At 70.3% G+C, this 15,974-nt stretch carries 17 protein-coding genes; 15 read left to right on the top strand and 2 right to left on the bottom strand.

Translation table 11 applies throughout. The annotated features are described in order from the left end of the window. The first annotated feature begins 4 nt into the window (after positions 1-4). From ACIBK4_RS17770 to ACIBK4_RS17705, 14 genes are all read left to right on the top strand, one after another. Positions 5-874 (top strand): alpha/beta fold hydrolase, encoded by an 870-nt coding sequence (locus tag ACIBK4_RS17770; RefSeq protein ID WP_398995676.1) that lies wholly within the window; start codon positions 5-7, stop codon positions 872-874. Between the two features lie 42 nt (positions 875-916). Beyond that, positions 917-1,738: an IclR family transcriptional regulator gene (locus ACIBK4_RS17765; RefSeq protein ID WP_398995675.1), complete on the top strand. Its 822-nt coding sequence runs from the start codon at positions 917-919 to the stop codon at positions 1,736-1,738. Continuing rightward, positions 1,735-2,256: a MaoC family dehydratase N-terminal domain-containing protein gene (locus ACIBK4_RS17760; RefSeq protein WP_398995674.1), complete on the top strand. Its 522-nt coding sequence runs from the start codon at positions 1,735-1,737 to the stop codon at positions 2,254-2,256. Before ACIBK4_RS17765 ends, ACIBK4_RS17760 begins: the two co-directional genes overlap by 4 nt. Next, positions 2,253-2,645 carry an acyl dehydratase gene (locus ACIBK4_RS17755; protein WP_398995673.1) on the top strand — a complete coding sequence of 131 codons (393 nt, stop codon included), beginning with the start codon at positions 2,253-2,255 and terminating at the stop codon, positions 2,643-2,645. Before ACIBK4_RS17760 ends, ACIBK4_RS17755 begins: the two co-directional genes overlap by 4 nt. A 66-nt stretch (positions 2,646-2,711) precedes the next feature. After that, complete coding sequence (locus ACIBK4_RS17750) at positions 2,712-3,725, top strand: NAD(P)/FAD-dependent oxidoreductase (protein ID WP_398995672.1); 1,014 nt, start codon at positions 2,712-2,714, stop codon at positions 3,723-3,725. A 2-nt stretch (positions 3,726-3,727) separates the two neighbouring features. Further along, on the top strand, positions 3,728-4,048 hold the full coding sequence (gene fdxA / locus ACIBK4_RS17745) for a ferredoxin (RefSeq protein WP_366431622.1): 321 nt from the start codon (positions 3,728-3,730) through the stop codon (positions 4,046-4,048). 156 nt (positions 4,049-4,204) lie between these two features. Beyond that, positions 4,205-5,539 carry an amidohydrolase family protein gene (locus ACIBK4_RS17740; RefSeq protein WP_398995671.1) on the top strand — a complete coding sequence of 445 codons (1,335 nt, stop codon included), beginning with the start codon at positions 4,205-4,207 and terminating at the stop codon, positions 5,537-5,539. Positions 5,540-5,553: 14 nt separating this feature from the next. Beyond that, a complete protein-coding gene (locus tag ACIBK4_RS17735) occupies positions 5,554-6,516 on the top strand; it encodes an ABC transporter permease (protein WP_398995670.1) in 963 nt (320 codons plus the stop codon). Beyond that, a complete protein-coding gene (locus ACIBK4_RS17730; protein ID WP_398995668.1) occupies positions 6,506-7,384 on the top strand; it encodes an ABC transporter permease in 879 nt (292 codons plus the stop codon). Before ACIBK4_RS17735 ends, ACIBK4_RS17730 begins: the two co-directional genes overlap by 11 nt. A 57-nt stretch (positions 7,385-7,441) precedes the next feature. Next, positions 7,442-9,022, top strand: coding sequence for an ABC transporter substrate-binding protein (locus ACIBK4_RS17725; RefSeq protein ID WP_398995667.1), 1,581 nt, complete (start codon positions 7,442-7,444; stop codon positions 9,020-9,022). Continuing rightward, entirely contained in the window at positions 9,019-10,056 is a 1,038-nt protein-coding gene (locus ACIBK4_RS17720) for an ABC transporter ATP-binding protein (RefSeq protein ID WP_398995666.1), read from the top strand. The genes ACIBK4_RS17725 and ACIBK4_RS17720 overlap by 4 nt, the downstream gene beginning before the upstream one ends. Beyond that, a complete protein-coding gene (locus ACIBK4_RS17715) occupies positions 10,049-11,050 on the top strand; it encodes an ABC transporter ATP-binding protein (RefSeq protein WP_398995665.1) in 1,002 nt (333 codons plus the stop codon). Before ACIBK4_RS17720 ends, ACIBK4_RS17715 begins: the two co-directional genes overlap by 8 nt. Beyond that, complete coding sequence (locus tag ACIBK4_RS17710) at positions 11,047-11,841, top strand: alpha/beta fold hydrolase (protein ID WP_398995664.1); 795 nt, start codon at positions 11,047-11,049, stop codon at positions 11,839-11,841. Before ACIBK4_RS17715 ends, ACIBK4_RS17710 begins: the two co-directional genes overlap by 4 nt. Continuing rightward, complete coding sequence (locus ACIBK4_RS17705; RefSeq protein ID WP_398995662.1) at positions 11,838-12,626, top strand: IclR family transcriptional regulator; 789 nt, start codon at positions 11,838-11,840, stop codon at positions 12,624-12,626. The genes ACIBK4_RS17710 and ACIBK4_RS17705 overlap by 4 nt, the downstream gene beginning before the upstream one ends. Here ACIBK4_RS17705 and ACIBK4_RS17700 read toward each other — a convergent pair. Both ACIBK4_RS17700 and ACIBK4_RS17695 read right to left on the bottom strand, forming a co-directional pair. Then, positions 12,580-13,386 (bottom strand): alpha/beta fold hydrolase, encoded by an 807-nt coding sequence (locus ACIBK4_RS17700; RefSeq protein ID WP_398995661.1) that lies wholly within the window; start codon positions 13,384-13,386, stop codon positions 12,580-12,582. The genes ACIBK4_RS17705 and ACIBK4_RS17700 overlap by 47 nt on opposite strands. Before the next feature lie 43 nt (positions 13,387-13,429). Next, positions 13,430-14,605, bottom strand: coding sequence for an Lrp/AsnC family transcriptional regulator (locus ACIBK4_RS17695; protein WP_398995660.1), 1,176 nt, complete (start codon positions 14,603-14,605; stop codon positions 13,430-13,432). A gap of 83 nt (positions 14,606-14,688) precedes the next feature. Between ACIBK4_RS17695 and ACIBK4_RS17690 the strand changes: the two genes are divergently transcribed. Then, the gene (locus tag ACIBK4_RS17690; protein ID WP_398995659.1) at positions 14,689-15,969 is read left to right on the top strand and encodes an amidohydrolase family protein; all 1,281 of its coding nucleotides are present in this window, start codon (positions 14,689-14,691) and stop codon (positions 15,967-15,969) included. Positions 15,970-15,974 lie beyond the last annotated feature (5 nt).

The following is a 15,974-nucleotide window of genomic DNA, read 5'->3' as shown; positions in this document are numbered from 1 at the left end:
AGTCATGAGCATCTGGACCGAACTCTCGGGCATCGACTACCGCCACGCGTACGTCGAGACCGGCGATGTCACCACCCGTGCCCTCCAGGCCGGCCCCGAGGACGGCGAGCACGTCGTGTTCCTGCACGGCACGACCGGTCATCTGGAGGCGTTCGTCCGCAACATCCCGGCGCACGCCGAGGCCGGCTACCGCTGCCACGCCATCGACATGCTCGGCCACGGCTACACCGGCAAGCCCGACCGTCCCGGTGAAATCCCTGCGTACGTAGACCACTTGATGGCGTACCTCGATGCCGTGGGTGCCGAACGCGCGCACCTGGTCGGCGAGTCGCTGGGCGGGTGGGTCGGTTCCTGGGCGGCGAGCGAGTACCCGGACCGGGTCTCCTCCCTCCAACTGCTGTGCATGGGCGGCACGAAGATCAACCCGGCGGTGATGGAGCGGCTGAAGACCTCGACGCGCGCCGCCGCCATGGAGCCGGAGATCTCGTACACCCGCGACCGGCTGGCGCTGCTGTGGGCCGCGTGGGACGAGGACCTGGGCGAGGAGCTGACCCAGGTGCGCTACGAGATCTACCACCACCCCGACTTCCAGGAGAACCTGCACAACCTGCTGGCGCTCCAGGAGGTCGAGGCGCGCGAGCGGAATCTGCTGCGGCCCGACCGCATGGCGCGGATCAAGGCGCCGACGCTGGTGGTGTGGGGCAACAAGAACCCGCTCGGGGACGTACCGGAGGCCGAGGCGATCGCCGCCGCGATCCCGGGAGCGCGGCTGGAGATCTTCACAGAATGCGGACATTGGCCGCAACATGAGAAGGCCACCCTGTACAACCCGCTGAGTCTCGCGTTCCTCGCAGAGTCGTCGTCCGCCCACTGACAGTGAGATTCCGCCGTAACCGTTGACCGTGAGGTGCCCGCCATGACCGTCGTCCCGATCGCCCGCGCCGCGGCCTACACTCCCCCGCCTCCTGTCGCCGCTGCCTCCGCGTCCGCGTCTCCGGACTCGATGAACTCCGTCCTCGGCAAGGTGCGGCCCATCCTGGAGGCGTTCACCGTCGACGACGAGTCGCTCTCCCTCGCGGATCTCGTGCGCCGTACGGGGGTCGCCAAGGCCACGGTGCACCGGCTCTGCCAGGAGCTGGTGGTCTGGGGGCTGCTGGAGCGGGCGGGGTGCGACTACCGGCTCGGGCTCAGACTCTTCGAGATCGGTCAGCGGGTGCACCGGCAGCGGATCCTGCGCGAGGTGGCGCAGCCGTACATGGAGGATCTGCTCCTCGCCACGCAGGAGACGATCCACTTCGCGATCCACGACGGTCTCGATGTCGTCTATCTGGAGAAGATCCTGCCGCACCGGGGCCTGAGCGAGGAGTCCCGGGTGGCGGGGCGGCTGCCGCTCTACTGCACGGCCACCGGCAAGGCGATCCTGGCCTTCTCCCCCGCCACGCTGTTCGGGGAGGTGGTCAGGAACGGGCTGAAACCGTTCACCCGGCACACGATCACCTCTCCCGGGCGGCTGCGCGGCCAGGTGGAGCGCATCCGGGAGGAGGGCATAGCGACCGAGGCGGAGGAGGTCAGACTCGGTTACATGAGCATGGCCGTGCCCGTCTTCGGCCGCCAGAACACCCTCGCCGGCGCCCTCTCGATCACCGCCCCGACCTACCGCGTGGACGCCGCCGCACACGCGAGCGCGCTGCGCACCGCTGGTCTGGGCATCGGCAGGTCGCTGCGGTCGGCCCTGTGAACGCCCTCGACGAGGTGCTGACCCGGGCCCGAAATCTCGTCGGCCGGTGGGAGGACGAGGACTGCGGCACGATCACCGTCAAGGACTTCTGCCGCTACGCCGCCGCGCTGAACGACGCCGACTACATCGACCGGGCCCGGAAACGGGAGGCGACGGGTGAGCCGGTCCAGGCTCCGGCCCTCTTCCTCGCGGCCACCATGAGCTGGGAAGACGGCCCCACCGAACGGGAGTTGAGGCCCGACGGGCTCGCCGCCCGTGAGTCGCCGTGCACCATGGGCCTGCCGGTACGCCAGGTACACGGCGGCCAGACCGTACGGCTGCTCAAGGCCCCGGTCGCAGGCAACCGTGTCACCGCCTCGCGCGCACTCATCTCCGCCGAACGCAAGCAGGGCCGCTCCGGCTCCTTCGTCCTGCTCGGCCTCACCACCCGCTTCACCTCGACGGACGGCACCGAACTGACCGCCGTCGACGAGACGATCGTCGTGATGGAAGCACTCGACTCCCCCGGAGCCGCATGAACCCGCCCGTCGCCGGTGACATCTGCCCGCCGCAGCGGTACACGCACAGCACGGTCCAGCTCTTCCGCTTCAGCGCCGTGTCGTGGAACTCCCACCGCATCCACTACGACGCCGGGTTCGCGGCCTCGGAGGGCTTCCCGGGCGCCGTCGTCCAGTCCACGCTGCACGGCGAGACCCTCACCCGGTACGCGTTGGCGTGGGCGGGGCCCGACTCCCGTCTGGAGACGCTGAGTTGGCGCAACCGTACGACCGCCGTGGCCGATGAACCCCTCACCTGGACCGGGACCGTCCTTACGGTGGAGGGCGCACGGGTGTCCCTGGAGGTCGCCGTCCTCAAGGCCGACGGCACTCCGTGCGTGACGGGAACGGTCCGACTCGCCCTCGTCTGATCCCCCGTCCCGGCAGCCGGACCGGTTCCATTGGGCGGGGAGCGGTCCGTTCCTACGCTCCTGAACATGAGCGTTCCTATTGATGAACCGGTCGAGTCACCGGTGATCGAGACCGACATCCTGATCATCGGCGCCGGCCCGTCCGGCCTCTACGGCGCCTACTACGCCGGGTTCCGCGGACTGCGCGTCACGGTGCTGGACGTCCTCCCCCAGTGCGGCGGCCAGATCAGCGCGATGTACCCGGAGAAGCCCATCTTCGACATCGCCGGGTTCCCGTCGGTGCGGGGGCGCGACCTCGTCGACAACCTGGTCGCGCAGGCCGCGCCGTACGGCGTCCGGTATCTCCTCGGGGAACGGGCGGTCGATCTGGCCCACGACCGCGAGGGCCGTCCCGTCGTCCGAACCGACACGGGAACCGCCGTACGGGCGGAGGCAGTTGTGATCACGGGCGGGGTGGGGACGTTCACGCCCAGGCCGCTGCCGGCGGGCGAGGCGTATCTCGGGCGCGGGCAGGTGTACTTCGTGCCGGATCCGGCCGAGCACGCCGGTCATGACGTGGTCGTCGTCGGTGGCGGGGACAGTGCTTTCGACTGGGCGGCGCTGCTCGCCCCGATCGCCAAGTCCGTCACCCTGGTCCATCGCAGTGCGCGGTTCCGGGCGCACGCGGCGAGCGTGGAGAAGGTGCGCGCGCTCGGCATCGAGATCGTCACCGACTCCGAAGTGAGCGCGCTGCACGGCGAGTTGGGGGTCGAACGGGTCGAGGTGCGGCACCGGGTGGAGAAGTCCGTCCGGCTGCTGCCCGCCCGTACCGTCGTCGCCGCGCTCGGCTTCATCGCCGATCTTGGACCGCTCCAGACCTGGGGGCTCGAACTCCAGGCGCGGCGGATCGCCGTGGACACGCGGATGGCGACCAATCTGCCGCGCGTGTTCGCCGCCGGGGACATCACCGACTACCCCGGCAAGGTGCGGCTGATCTCCGTCGGATTCGGCGAGGCCGCCACCGCCGTGAACAACGCGGCCACCGTCATCGACCCCGAGGCCGCGCTGTTCCCCGGCCATTCCACCGAGAAGGAGAACTAGTCATGGCCTACGTCATCGGATCGGCCTGCGTCGACATCATGGACCGGTCCTGCATGGAGGAGTGCCCGGTCGACTGCATCTACGAGGGCGAGCGCAAGCTCTACATCAACCCCGTGGAGTGCATCGACTGCGGCGCCTGCGAGACGGCCTGCCCGGAGCAGGCGATCACCGTCGACCGGCTCGCCGACCCGGAGTTCCGCGCCGACAACCGCCGCTTCTTCGAGGAGCCCCTGTCCGGCCGTACGGCACCGCTCGGCACGCCCGGCGGGGCGACAGCGCTGGGACCGGTGGGCGCCGACACGGCCTTCGTGAACTCGCTGTGATCTTCGGCGAGTGGCGCAAATCTGCGTCTCCAGGGGTGGCGCAATCCTGCGCGCCCCGAGGGAATTCCAAGCGAAAGCTGCACCGCAACACGGCCATACCATCGCCCGCCCACACTCCTCCTTACCAGTTCCGCGGAGAGGAGTGAACACGGTCCTATGACGGAGCGAACAGTCCTGGCCGGAATGACGCTGATCGACGGCACCGGAGGTGCCGCACGGCCGAACGCGACCGTGGTGATCGACGGCGCCGTGATCACCGAGGTGGGTGACACGGACACCGTGACGACGAACCCGTCGGACACGGTGTACGACCTGCGGGGGACGACCCTGCTGCCCGGCCTCGTCGACTGCCATGTGCACCTGCGTTCCAACGCGGGCACTCGGCCGCAGGACGTGCAGCTGTGGAACATGCTCACGTCGGTCGAGGAGCAGACCCTGCACGCGGCGGCCAACGCCCGTGAGGCGCTGCGGTCCGGGTTCACCACGGTCCGGGACACGGCCGGGTCGCTGCCCGAGGTGGCGGTCAAGCACGTGATGGACGAGCACGTCCTCGACGGGGCGCGGGTCGTCGCGTCAGGGCTTGTGGGGATGACGGCGGGGCACGGCGACATGTTCTGCCCGGCGACCCTCGACGAGAAGCGGATGTGGCCGCCGGCCGACGGCGCGGACGAGTGCCGCAAGCGGGTCCGGGAGTACGCCCGGATGGGCGTGGACCTGATCAAGATCTGCACGAGCGGCGGCACGCTTTCCGTGGGCGACAAGACCTCGTGGCGCAACTACACGGACGCCGAGATCGACGCGATCGTCGACGAGGCGCACGCCCTGGACCTGCGGGTCGCGGCCCACGCGCACACCCGGGCCGGGATCACGGCGGCGCTGGTCGCCGGGGTGGACACCCTGGAGCACGGCTCCGACCTCGACGAGGATCTCGTCGAACTGATGCTGGAACAGGGCACGTTCCTGTGCCCGACGCTGTCGATCAGCGAGTTCATGACGGAGCACGGGCGCCAACGCGGCCTGGTCACCGAGCAGTTGGACAAGGCGGAGCTGCTCCGCGAGCGCCGGCTCATGTCCGTACGCCGTGCCTATCGGGCCGGGGTGCGGATCATCGCGGGCAGCGACTCCTCCAACACGATGCGCTTCGGGAACCACGCCCGTGAACTGGTGCTGCTGCACGAGCAGATCGGCATGACACCGGCAGAGGTCCTGGTCTCGGCGACCTCGGCCGCCGCCGAGGCCCTCGGTCTCGGGGCCAGGACCGGGACGGTCGCCCCGGGCAAATGGGCGGACCTGCTGCTGGTGGACGGTGACCCGCTCGCCGATCTGGGCGTGCTGGCCGACCGGCGGCGGCTGCGCGCGGTGTTCCGCGAGGGCCGGGCCTTCGACCCGAACGCCGCCGATGCCGTCCCCGGCGCGCTGGCCGCGCGACTCCGTCCCTCCGAACCGACCCGTACGACGCCCCGGGCGTCGGCGCCGGCCGCCGCGATCTGAAGGGGAGAGACCCAGTGCTGCGTTATCTGTCGATCCGTGTGCTCCGCTCGCTCGCGGTGGTCCTCTGCCTCAGCGCCATCGTGTTCGCCCTGGCGCATCTGGTCCCCGGTGATCCGGCGGCCCTGATCGCCGGCGAGAACTCGACGCCCCAGCTGCGCGCCCAGATCACCCAGCAGCTAGGCCTCGACCAGCCCGTGTGGTCGCAGTACCTGAGCTGGATCGGGCACGCCGTCCGGGGCGACCTCGGCTCGTCCCTGCTGGACGGGCAGAGCGTCGGCACACAGGTCGCCGCCCGTCTCCCGGTGAGCCTCGAACTCGCCGTCTACGCCGCGGTGATCGCGGTCCTGTGGGGCATCCCGGCGGGCATCTGGTCGGCGATGCACCAGGGGCGGGCCAAGGACCGGGTGGTCAACAGCGCGGCCTTCATGGGCCTCGCGGTGCCGCCGTTCGTGGTCGGCACGGTGATGGTCCTCCTGGTGAGCACGCTGGCTCCGGCCTGGCCGCTGTTCTCGTTCGTGCCGTTCTCCCAGGACCCGCTGCTCAATCTCCAGGTGCTGCTGCTCCCGGCCGTCGCGCTGGGCATCCCGTTCGGGGCGACGCTCTGCCGCTACATGCGGGCCGCCGTCCTCGACGTGGAGGGCCAGGACTTCATGCGGACGGCGGCGGCGAAGGGCGCGGGGCGCCGGCGGCTGATGCTGCGGCACGCGCTGCGCAACGCACTGGTGCCCGTGGTCACCGCCGGCGGTCTCCAGCTCGGGGTGCTGGTCGGCGGCACGGTCATCGTCGAGCAGGTCTTCGCGCTGCCCGGCCTGGGCTCGCTGATCGTCAACTCCATCACGCAGCACGACTTCACGGTGATCCAGGGCGCGATCCTCGCGCTGGGCGCCTCCTATGTGCTGATCAACCTGGTGACCGACCTGGTCTACCCCCTCATCGACCCTCGCATCCGGACGACTGGAGCTCGCCGTGACGGTTGAATCCACCGCGCCTGCCGTCACCGTCCCCACGGCCCGACGGCGCAGGCCCCGACTCGGCTGGAACCCGACACTCACCACCGGTGTCTGCATCCTCGGCGCGATCGTGGTGCTGGCCCTGCTCATCGGCGCCTTCGGCAGCTACTCGACGGAGGACGTGAGCGACACGCTGCTCACCGGTCCGTCCGGGAGCCACTGGCTGGGCACCGACAACCTCGGCCGCGACCTGTTCACCCGGACCTTCGGGGCGGCCCGGCAGTCCCTGATGGTGGCCTTCGGGGCGACCACGCTCGCCGCGCTGATCGGCGTCCCGATCGGTCTCGTCGCGGGCTACAACGCCCGGCGGCTGGACGCGGTGCTGATGGCCGCGATGGACACCGCGATGTCCATTCCCTCCGTGCTGCTGGCACTTGTGCTCGTGTCGGTCTTCAGCCCGGGCATGTGGGTCCTCATCGGGGGCATGGGGCTGATCTTCGTGCCGTACTTCGCGCGGATCGTGCGGGCTCCGGCGCTCACCGTGCGCGAGCGGGACTTCGTGTCGGCGGCGCGCATCGCGGGCGTACCGACCCCGGTGATCATCGGCCGCCATGTGCTGCCGAACGTGCTGTCCTCCGCGCTCGTCCAGTACGCCAACACGGCCGCGACCTGCGTCCTGGTCGAGGCGTCCCTGAGCTATCTGGGCCTCGGTATCCAGCCGCCGACGCCCAGTTGGGGCCGGATGATCTTCGAGGGCCAGCGCTATATGAAGGACGACCCGCTGCTGGTGATCGTCCCCGGCATCACCCTGGCCATCGCCACCGCGGCCTTCGGCCTCATCTCCGACGGCCTCCAGGAACAGCTCAACCCGCGCGGCAAGCGCCGCACGCCCTGAACAGGCGCCCGCACCACGTCACTTCACCCTCACGTTCTTGAGAAACAGGCGGTCCTGATGACGAACCACACCCTCTCCCGCAGAAACGCGCTGGCCCTCGGCGGCAGCACCCTGGCCGGCCTGATGCTGGCGGCCTGCGGCGGTACGGCCACCACGGCGAGCAAGACCTCCGGGAAGCCGGTCAGCGGCGGCACCCTCACCATCGGGCTCGACGGGGAGCCCACGGTCGGCTTCGACCCGCAGGTGGCGCAGGCCTACTTCGACCAGCAGATCGTCGCGCAGTTCTACGAGGGCCTGCTGAGCCTGGACAGCAAGGGCCAGATCAAGCCCGGGCTCGCCAAGAGCTACCAACAGGTGGACCCGACCACGCACCGGTTCACGCTCCGCGACGGCGTCACCTTCCACGACGGCACCAAGCTCACCACCGACGACGTCATCTTCAGCCTGGAGCGGCTGATGGATCCCGCGATCAAGTCGCCGTACACCCAGCAGTACAAGATCAAGACGGTGACCGCCGTGGACGCGAGCACGGTCGAGATCAAGCTGAGCACCCCGCAGCCGTCGCTGTACAACTTCCTGGCCCGCCCGTGGAGCGGCGCCATCATGAGCAAGAAGTGGACGACGTCCCGCACCGGGAACCAGCTCAAGCAGACGGAGAACGGCACCGGCCCCTTCGCGCTGAAGAAGTGGTCGAAGGGCATCTCCATCGAGCTCTCCGGCCACAAGGGCTACTGGGACAAGCCGAAGCCGTATCTCGACACGGTGATCTACCGGCTCATCCCCGACGAGACCTCGCGCGTCGCCTCGCTGCGCTCCAACTCGGTGCAGCTGCTGTCCTTCCGCGACCTGCGCATGGTCAGCGACGTCAAGACCACGACCGGTGTCACCGAGGCGAACGGGCCGATCGTCTCCAGTGTCTGGCTGAACATGAACACCCTCAGCGGACCGCTCGCCGACAAGCGGGTCCGCGAGGCGTTCAACCTCGCCATCGACCGCAAGACCCTGATCAAGACGCTGGGCAGCGGCTCCGCCACCTTCGGCTACGTCATCCCGCCGCAGGACCCGTACGGCATCACGCCCACGGCCTCCGACCCGATGTACACGCAGAACCAGAGCAAGGCGATTGCCCTGCTCAAGGAGGCCGGCAAGAGCAAGGTCACCATCGAGCTGCTCGCCCCCAGCGACCCGGCCTACGGCCCCGACATCTCCGCCATGGAGCTGATGAAGGCGCAGCTGTCCAAGGTGGGCATCACCCTCAACCTCAAGCTCGTGCCGTTCGCGAGCGTCGTGCCGAAGGTGTTGGCCGGCGAGTACACCGACATGGTGATGATGACCAGCGTGCTCAACGCCGACCCGAGCCAGTACCTGGACCTGTGGTTCGCCAAGGGCAGTCCGGCGACCAAGGTCAAGGACCAGCACCTGTGGGACCTGATGGCCGCCGCGAAGGCCGAGCAGAACAACGCCAAGCGGATCACGCTCTACCACCAGCTCGCCCAGTACATCGCAGACGAGGCCTACCTCCTGGTGCCGTACGCCAAGGCGGTACGCGGCGAGGCGTGGAGCGACAAGCTGCACGGCTACCAGCCGGACGCCACGGCGACCCGGCTCAACCTCAAGAACGCCTGGCTGTCCGCGTGAAAGCCGACACCTTGACGCCCGCCCGTGCCGCCACCGAGTCCGACGGCACGGGCCCGGTCCTCGATGTCTCGGGACTGCACATCGGATTCGGCGGCTCGGACGTCGTCTCCGGTGTGGATCTCCGCGTCGAACAGGGCGAAGTGGTGGGCCTGATCGGCGAGAGCGGCTGCGGCAAGTCCAGCGTCGCCCTCGCCGCCATGGGGCTGCTGGGCTCCGGCGCCGACGTCCGCGCCGACCGGCTGAAGGCCTGCGGCACGGATCTGCTGGGCAGCCGCCCCGCCGAACTGGAGAGCCTGCGCGGCGACCGCGTGGCCATGGTCTTCCAGGAGCCGATGACCTCGCTCAACCCGTGCATGCGGGTCGGCGCGCAGGTCGCCGAGGTGCTGCGCATCCACGGCAAGGCCGGCCGGAAGGAAGCACAGGAGCGGGCAGTTGACCTGCTGCGCCTGGTGGAGATCCCCTCCCCCGAGCGCCGCGCCAAGCAGTTCCCGCACGAACTCTCCGGCGGCATGCGCCAGCGCGTGGTCATCGCCATCGCCATGGCGGGCAACCCGCGCCTGCTGCTGGCCGACGAACCGACGACCGCCCTCGACGTCACCGTGCAGGCCGAGATCCTCCGGCTGCTGCGCTCGCTCCAGGAGGAGCACGGCATGGGGATGCTGCTCATCTCGCACGACCTCGGTGTCATCACCGCGATGTGCAGCCGGGTGCAGGTGATGTACGCCGGTCAGGCGGTGGAGTCCGGCACGGTCGAGCAGGTGCTGAACGCGCCCCGGCATCCGTACACGCGGGCGCTGCTCGCGGCGGTGCCCCGGATGCGGGAGGGCGACGGCACCCCGCTCACCGCGATCCGCGGCCAACTCACCGACGACGCCCGCACGTTGCCCGGGTGCCGCTTCGCGCCGCGCTGTCCGCTGGCCGCCGACGCCTGCGCCGAGCCCCAGCCGTTGCGCCCCGTCGGCGACGGGTGGGTGTCGCGCTGCTGGCGTGACCTCGACGACGCCCCGACCGCAGCCGGAGGAGACGATGACTGAAGCACAGCTGGACCCGACCGCCGCGGACACCGAGGTGCCGCTGCTCGAACTCGCCGGTATCGGCCACGAGTTCGGACGCCGCCCGGGCCGTTCGGGTGTCCGGGCCGTGGACGACATCTCGCTCGCCCTGAACCCCGGTGAGACGGTCGGCCTGGTCGGCGAGTCCGGGTGCGGCAAGAGCACGCTCGGCCGGATCGCGACCAGGCTGTACCGGCCCACGCGGGGCGCCGTGCGCTTCGAGGGCAAGGACATGACGCACCAGCCGAAGAGCGCCGACCTCAAGGCGTTCCGGCGTGCGGTGCAGATGGTGTTCCAGGATCCCAACGGCTCGCTCAACCCCCGCCTGCCGGTGGGCGCGAGCATCGAGGAGCCGTTGCGCGCACGCGGGGTCCAGCGCGCCGAGCGGCGCACCCGGTTGGCGGAGGTCCTGGAGGAGGTCGGCCTCGACGCGGCGGCCGCCGGCCGTTACCCGCACGAGTTCTCCGGCGGCCAGCGTCAACGCCTCGCGCTCGCCCGGGCGTTGGCCCCGCGGCCGTCGGTGATCGTCCTCGACGAACCGACGTCGGCACTGGACGTCTCCATCCAGGCGCAGATCCTCAATCTGCTCCAGGAGATCCAACAGCGGGACCGCATCGCCTACTTGTTCATCTCGCACAACCTCGGCGTGGTTCGTCACCTGAGCCAAAGGGTCGCCGTGATGTACCTCGGGTCGATCGTCGAGATCGCCCCGGCGCGGCAGTTGTTCGAGGCTCCGCAGCACCCGTACTCGATGGCCCTGCTCTCGTCCGTCCTGGAACCCGGCGACGACACCGGTCCGGGCGAACAGATCGTCCTCAAGGGCGAGTTGCCCTCACCGACCGACATTCCGACCGGCTGTCCCTTCTCCTCGCGCTGCTGGCTGGCCGACGGCCACTGCCGCAGCGAACGCCCCGCACTCACCGAACAGACACCCGGCCATCTGACGGCCTGTCACAAACCAGGGGGTCACTCATGACGGACACACTGCACCGCGGCTATGTATCCAGCCCGTTCGGCCAGCTGCACTATGTCGAATGCGGCTCGGGCGAACCGGTTCTGATGCTCCATCAGACACCGCGCTCCTGGACCGAGTACCTGGATGTACTCCCCCGCGTCGGGGCCACGCACCGGGCCATCGCCATGGACACCCTGGGTTTCGGCGCCTCCGCGAAACCCGAGGGGCCGCACACGATCGAGCGGTGGGCCGACGCGGCCGACGCGTTGATCGAGGAACTCGGCCTGGAGCGCTTCCATCTCGTGGGCCATCACACCGGCGGGGTGATCGCGGTGGAACTCGCCGCGCGCCACCAGAAGCGGGTCGCGAGTCTGTTCCTGTCCGCGACGCCGTTCATCGATGAAGAGAAGCGGCGTTCGGCGGACCAGCGCAAGGCAGTTGACCACGTCGTACCGCAGCCGGACGGCTCGCACCTGATCGAACTGTGGAACCGCAGGCGGGAGTTCTACGAGCCCGGCGAGGAGGCCGCCCTCAACCGGTTCATGATCGACGCGCTGACCGTGCTGGACCGGGTGGAGGAAGGGCATGTGGCGGTGCGCGGTTCGATGATGGACCAGCGGCTGCCTCTCGTCACCGCGCGCACCCTCGCCGTGTGCGCTTCCGGGGACCACTTCTCCATGCCGGGTCTGGAGCGGTTCGCCGAGGCGATCGGCTGTGAGACGCGGGTCATTCCCGGTGGGCATGTCCCCGTGCCGGAGCAGCTTCCTGAGGAGTTCTCCCGGCACATCCTCGACTGGGTGGCGGCGGGATGACCACCGCCGGCGCGGTCCGGGACTCCGGTGAGCGGCCCAACTCGGTGCTCGGCAAGGTGAGTCTGATCCTGTCGGCCTTCGGTGACGACGACTTCTCGCTGGGCCTCGCCGAGCTGAGGTCGCGCACCGGCATCGCGAAGGCCACCGTGCACCGGCTGTGCCAGGAGCTGGTGGCCACCGACTTCCTGGAGCGGGACGGCTGCAACTACCGCCTGGGCGTACGGCTTTACGCGATGGGCCTGCGCTCGCCCCACCAGCGCACGCTGCGCGAGGCGGCCAGGCCGGTCATCGAGGGTCTCGCGCAGAACCTGGACAACGCCGTGATCCTGGCGATCCCGCACGACTCCGAGCTGCTCTGCGTCGAGAACCTCGGCACGCACCGCAACCACGCCCGCTCCACCGCCGACGGCCGCCGCCTGCAGCTGCACAGCACCGCCGCGGGCAAGCTCACCCTGGCGCTGCTCCCCGAGCAGTACCCGCTGGCAAGCGTCCTGCCCCTGGCCGTCCGGTGCACCCCGCACACGCTCGGCCCCGCCCAACTGCCCGGTGAACTCAGGCGTATTCGGGAGGAGGGCTACGCCGTGGAGGTGGAGGAGCGGCGCCTCGGTTATCTCGCCGTCGCGGTGCCCGTGCGCGGCACCGGCGGGGCCTATCTGGGTGCGCTGTCGGTCATCGCGCCCACGGCGGGCAGCAGGATCACCCGGCTGCTCACCGCCCTCACCCGGGCATCGGCCGTCATCACGACCCGACTCGCTCGGTACGAGTCCCTCCGCGTTCCAGATTGACGGCGGGCCCCACGCCGCTCTCGACCAAGGCCGCCGCAAACCCCGCGGGGTTGTCGCGCATCATGTGGTGGCCCGCGTCGGGGACCTCGACGACCGGGATGCCGGCCTGCCGTACGGCGGGCTCGTCCGCGTAGGGGCGGCTGCGGGCGCCGATCAGCATCACCCGTGGCTGGGGAAGGCCGTAGAAGCGTTCCGCCGTGCCGGGAGTGGTCCCGTGGACCAGGCTCACGGCGCTGCGGTGGAGGATCGCGGGGTCGGCCGTGCGGACGCGGGCCGCGTACTCGGGGTCCAGGGTCGACAGGACCGTACGGAATCCGTGGCTGACGAAGTCGTCCTCGCGCTGGGCGGCGATGGGTCCGCTGTACAGGCCGCCGCCCGTGCGGAGGTTGGGCTCGGCGAGGACGAGGCGGGAGGCCAGGTCCGGGCGGGTCGCGGCGAGGGTGATCGCGACGGCGCCGCCCATCGAGTGTCCGACGAGGACGGCGTCCTTGACGCCCTCGTCGTCGAGGAGAGCCGCGACCGTCTCCGCGTGCGCCTCCAGCGTGCCGGGGAAGTCCCGCGGGCCGTCGCTGAAGCCGTGGCCGAGGAGGTCGACGACGATCGCGCGTCCGCCGTGGAGCGCCGGATGCGCGGCGATTCCCGTGAAGTCGGCCGAGCCCGCGCAGCCCAGTCCGTGGAGGTACACCCGCGCGGGGCCGTCGCCCGGGATGTCGATCCAGCGCAGGTGGCCGCCCGCGCCGGGGAGGTACGTGGACCGCATCAGTGCTCCTCAACAGTCTTGACGGCAAGGGGAGTTCGGGGCGTCATCGCCAGCGGGACCTGTCGTCCGGGACGGCGAGCAGCTGGTCGGCCGGGGTGTGGGTTCCCTGGGGTTCGCGCAGCGGTACGACGCCGACGCAGCGGCCGTCCCGGTCCAGGATGCGGCCCATGTGCTTCACCGTGCGCAGGACCACCGAGCGGTCGTCGATCACCAGACGCGGCAGCCGGCGCGAAAGGTGGGCCTCGAAGGTGTGCACGTCGGCCAGAGCGCGCAGCCAGACGTCGATCACGAGGTTGTGCGGGCCCGCCGTGATCGCGCAGGAGCGGACCTCCCGTACGCCGGACAGGACGCGGCTGGTCTCCTCCAGGTACTGGGCGGGCACGGACGCGAAGTACACCGCCGACAGCGGCCAGCCGGACAGCCGCCGGGCCAGGTCGCAGCGCAGGCTCACGCGGGAGGCCAGCAGCGACTGGAGTCTGCGGCGGACCGTGGTCAGACCGACGCCGGTGGCGGTGGCCAGGGCGCGGATCGACATCCGGCCGTCGGAGCTGAGGAGTTCGAGGATCTGCGCGTCCAGGGCGTCCCAGGGCGCGGTGGTCCCGGTGCCCGGGTCGGGCGGTATGTCGGAGGCGTGGCTCGCCTCGATGCGGGCGCACTGCGCCGCGTCCAGGCTGCGCAGGCGCCAGCGGCTGCCCTCGGTGGGGACACCGGTGGAGACGTGGGTGCGGGTGGCGCGGACGCCGGGGGTCTGCTGGAAGAGCCGGGTGGTGAGGTGGGCGAGTTCGTCGAGGTCCCTGGTCTGTACGGCGGTCACGACGTCCCGGCCGCCGGCCGTGATCTTGACGTTGGCCACCGCGTGTTCGGCGGCGAGGGCGCGGGCCACGTCCTCCGCGACACCCGGTTCGGTGTCGACCTCCACGATGCCCGTCACCACGATCCGCGAGTCCGACAGCCTTGGGTAGGCGGTCACCCACGCGAGGCCCGCCTCCTCAAGCCGCTGCCAGCGCCGGGCGACCGTCACCGGATTCACGCCGAGCACATCGCCGACGAGGGTCCAGGGGGCCCGGGGGTGGATCTGCAGCGCGTGCACGACGCCCCGGTCCAGTTCGTCGAGATCGGCGGCAGCGAAATCCTGCGCCTCCTGGGACGGCGTATTCCTGCGCGCCCGAGTGAAATCGGGATCGGAAGCTGCACCGTAGCGCGGGGTCATCTCGTCCATTGCAGACTCCCTTTCGCTTGTTCCTGATAGCGAGGTTCCCCGACACCGAGGTTCCTGATACCGAGGAGTGATTCGGCCCCACCATGACGGATGCCAAGACGCAAGAGACCTTTCGGACCATTTTGCGCGTCGAGAACGCCCGCCTCATCGACGGTACCGGTGCCCTCCCGGTGACCGACGCCGTCGTCGTCGCGGACGCGGAGGGAACGCTCACCTACGCCGGACCAGCGGCTACGGCCCCACCCGTCCCATCGGACGGCTCCCCGGTCCGGATCATCGACGCCGGCGGCCGGACCGTGCTCCCCGGGTTCTTCGACTGCCACACCCACCTCGCGTACGCGCAGGGCTCGCCGCCCGGGCGGCGCGGCGAGCTCGATCCGGTCCTGGTGACCTACGACACCGCGACCCGGCTGCGGCAGACCCTGGACGCGGGCATCACCACCGCCCGTGACCTGGGCGGACTGTCCACCGGGTTCCGTACGGCCGTGGAGACCGGCCGGATCGTGGGACCCCGGCTGCACACCGCCGTACGGATCATCAGCCACACCGGCGGGCACGCCGACTTCCGCATGCTGGACGGCACCGACCTCAGTGGCGGCGAGATGGCCGAACTGGCCGACACCGTGGACGAGTCCCGGCTCGCCGTGCGCAAGGTGATCCGCGCGGGTGCCGACGTGGTCAAGATCTGCGCGTCCGGCGGCATGGCCAGCCCTTACGACCAGCCCGAGGACGAGGGGCTGATGGAGGAGGAGATCCGGGCCGTGGTGGACGAGTGCCGGCGCCACGGCGGCAAGCCGGTCGCCGCGCACGCCCAGGGCACCGCGGGCATCCTCAACGCCATCCGCGGCGGTGTCACCAGCATCGAGCACGGCTACGGACTGGACGAGCGGGCACTGGACCTGGCGGGCGAGCGGGGCACCTTCGTCGTGCCGACGCTGTCCACGGTGTTCGCGGGCATCGACAAGAGCCTGATGCCGGAGCACCACTACCAGAAGAAGGTCCGCTGGTCGGGCATCACCAAGGAGAACATCGCCCGCGCCATCGACCAGGGCGCCCGCATCGCGCTCGGCACCGACGCGGCGGTCTGCCCGCACGGCCAGAACCTGCTGGAGCTGCGCTTCCTCGTGGACCTGGGCATGGACCCGATGACCGCGATCGTCGCCGGTACCCGTGTCTCCGCCGAACTCCTGGGCCTGTCCGACCGGTTGGGCACACTGACGGTGGGCAAGACCGCCGACCTGATCCTGTGCGACGGCGACCCGCTCACGGACATCGGCGTGCTCGGCGATCCCGGCAACATCGTGTGTGTCGTCCAGGACGGCGTCGTACGCAAGGATCTGCTGCCCGCGGCGGGAACCCGCTGACGGTC

The sequence above is a fragment of the Streptomyces sp. NPDC050528 genome, from assembly GCF_044457795.1.
Classification (GTDB): Bacteria; Actinomycetota; Actinomycetes; order Streptomycetales; family Streptomycetaceae; genus Streptomyces.
The sequence above is the reverse complement of the archived record's forward strand: the minus strand, read 5'-3'. Positions and strand labels throughout refer to the sequence as shown.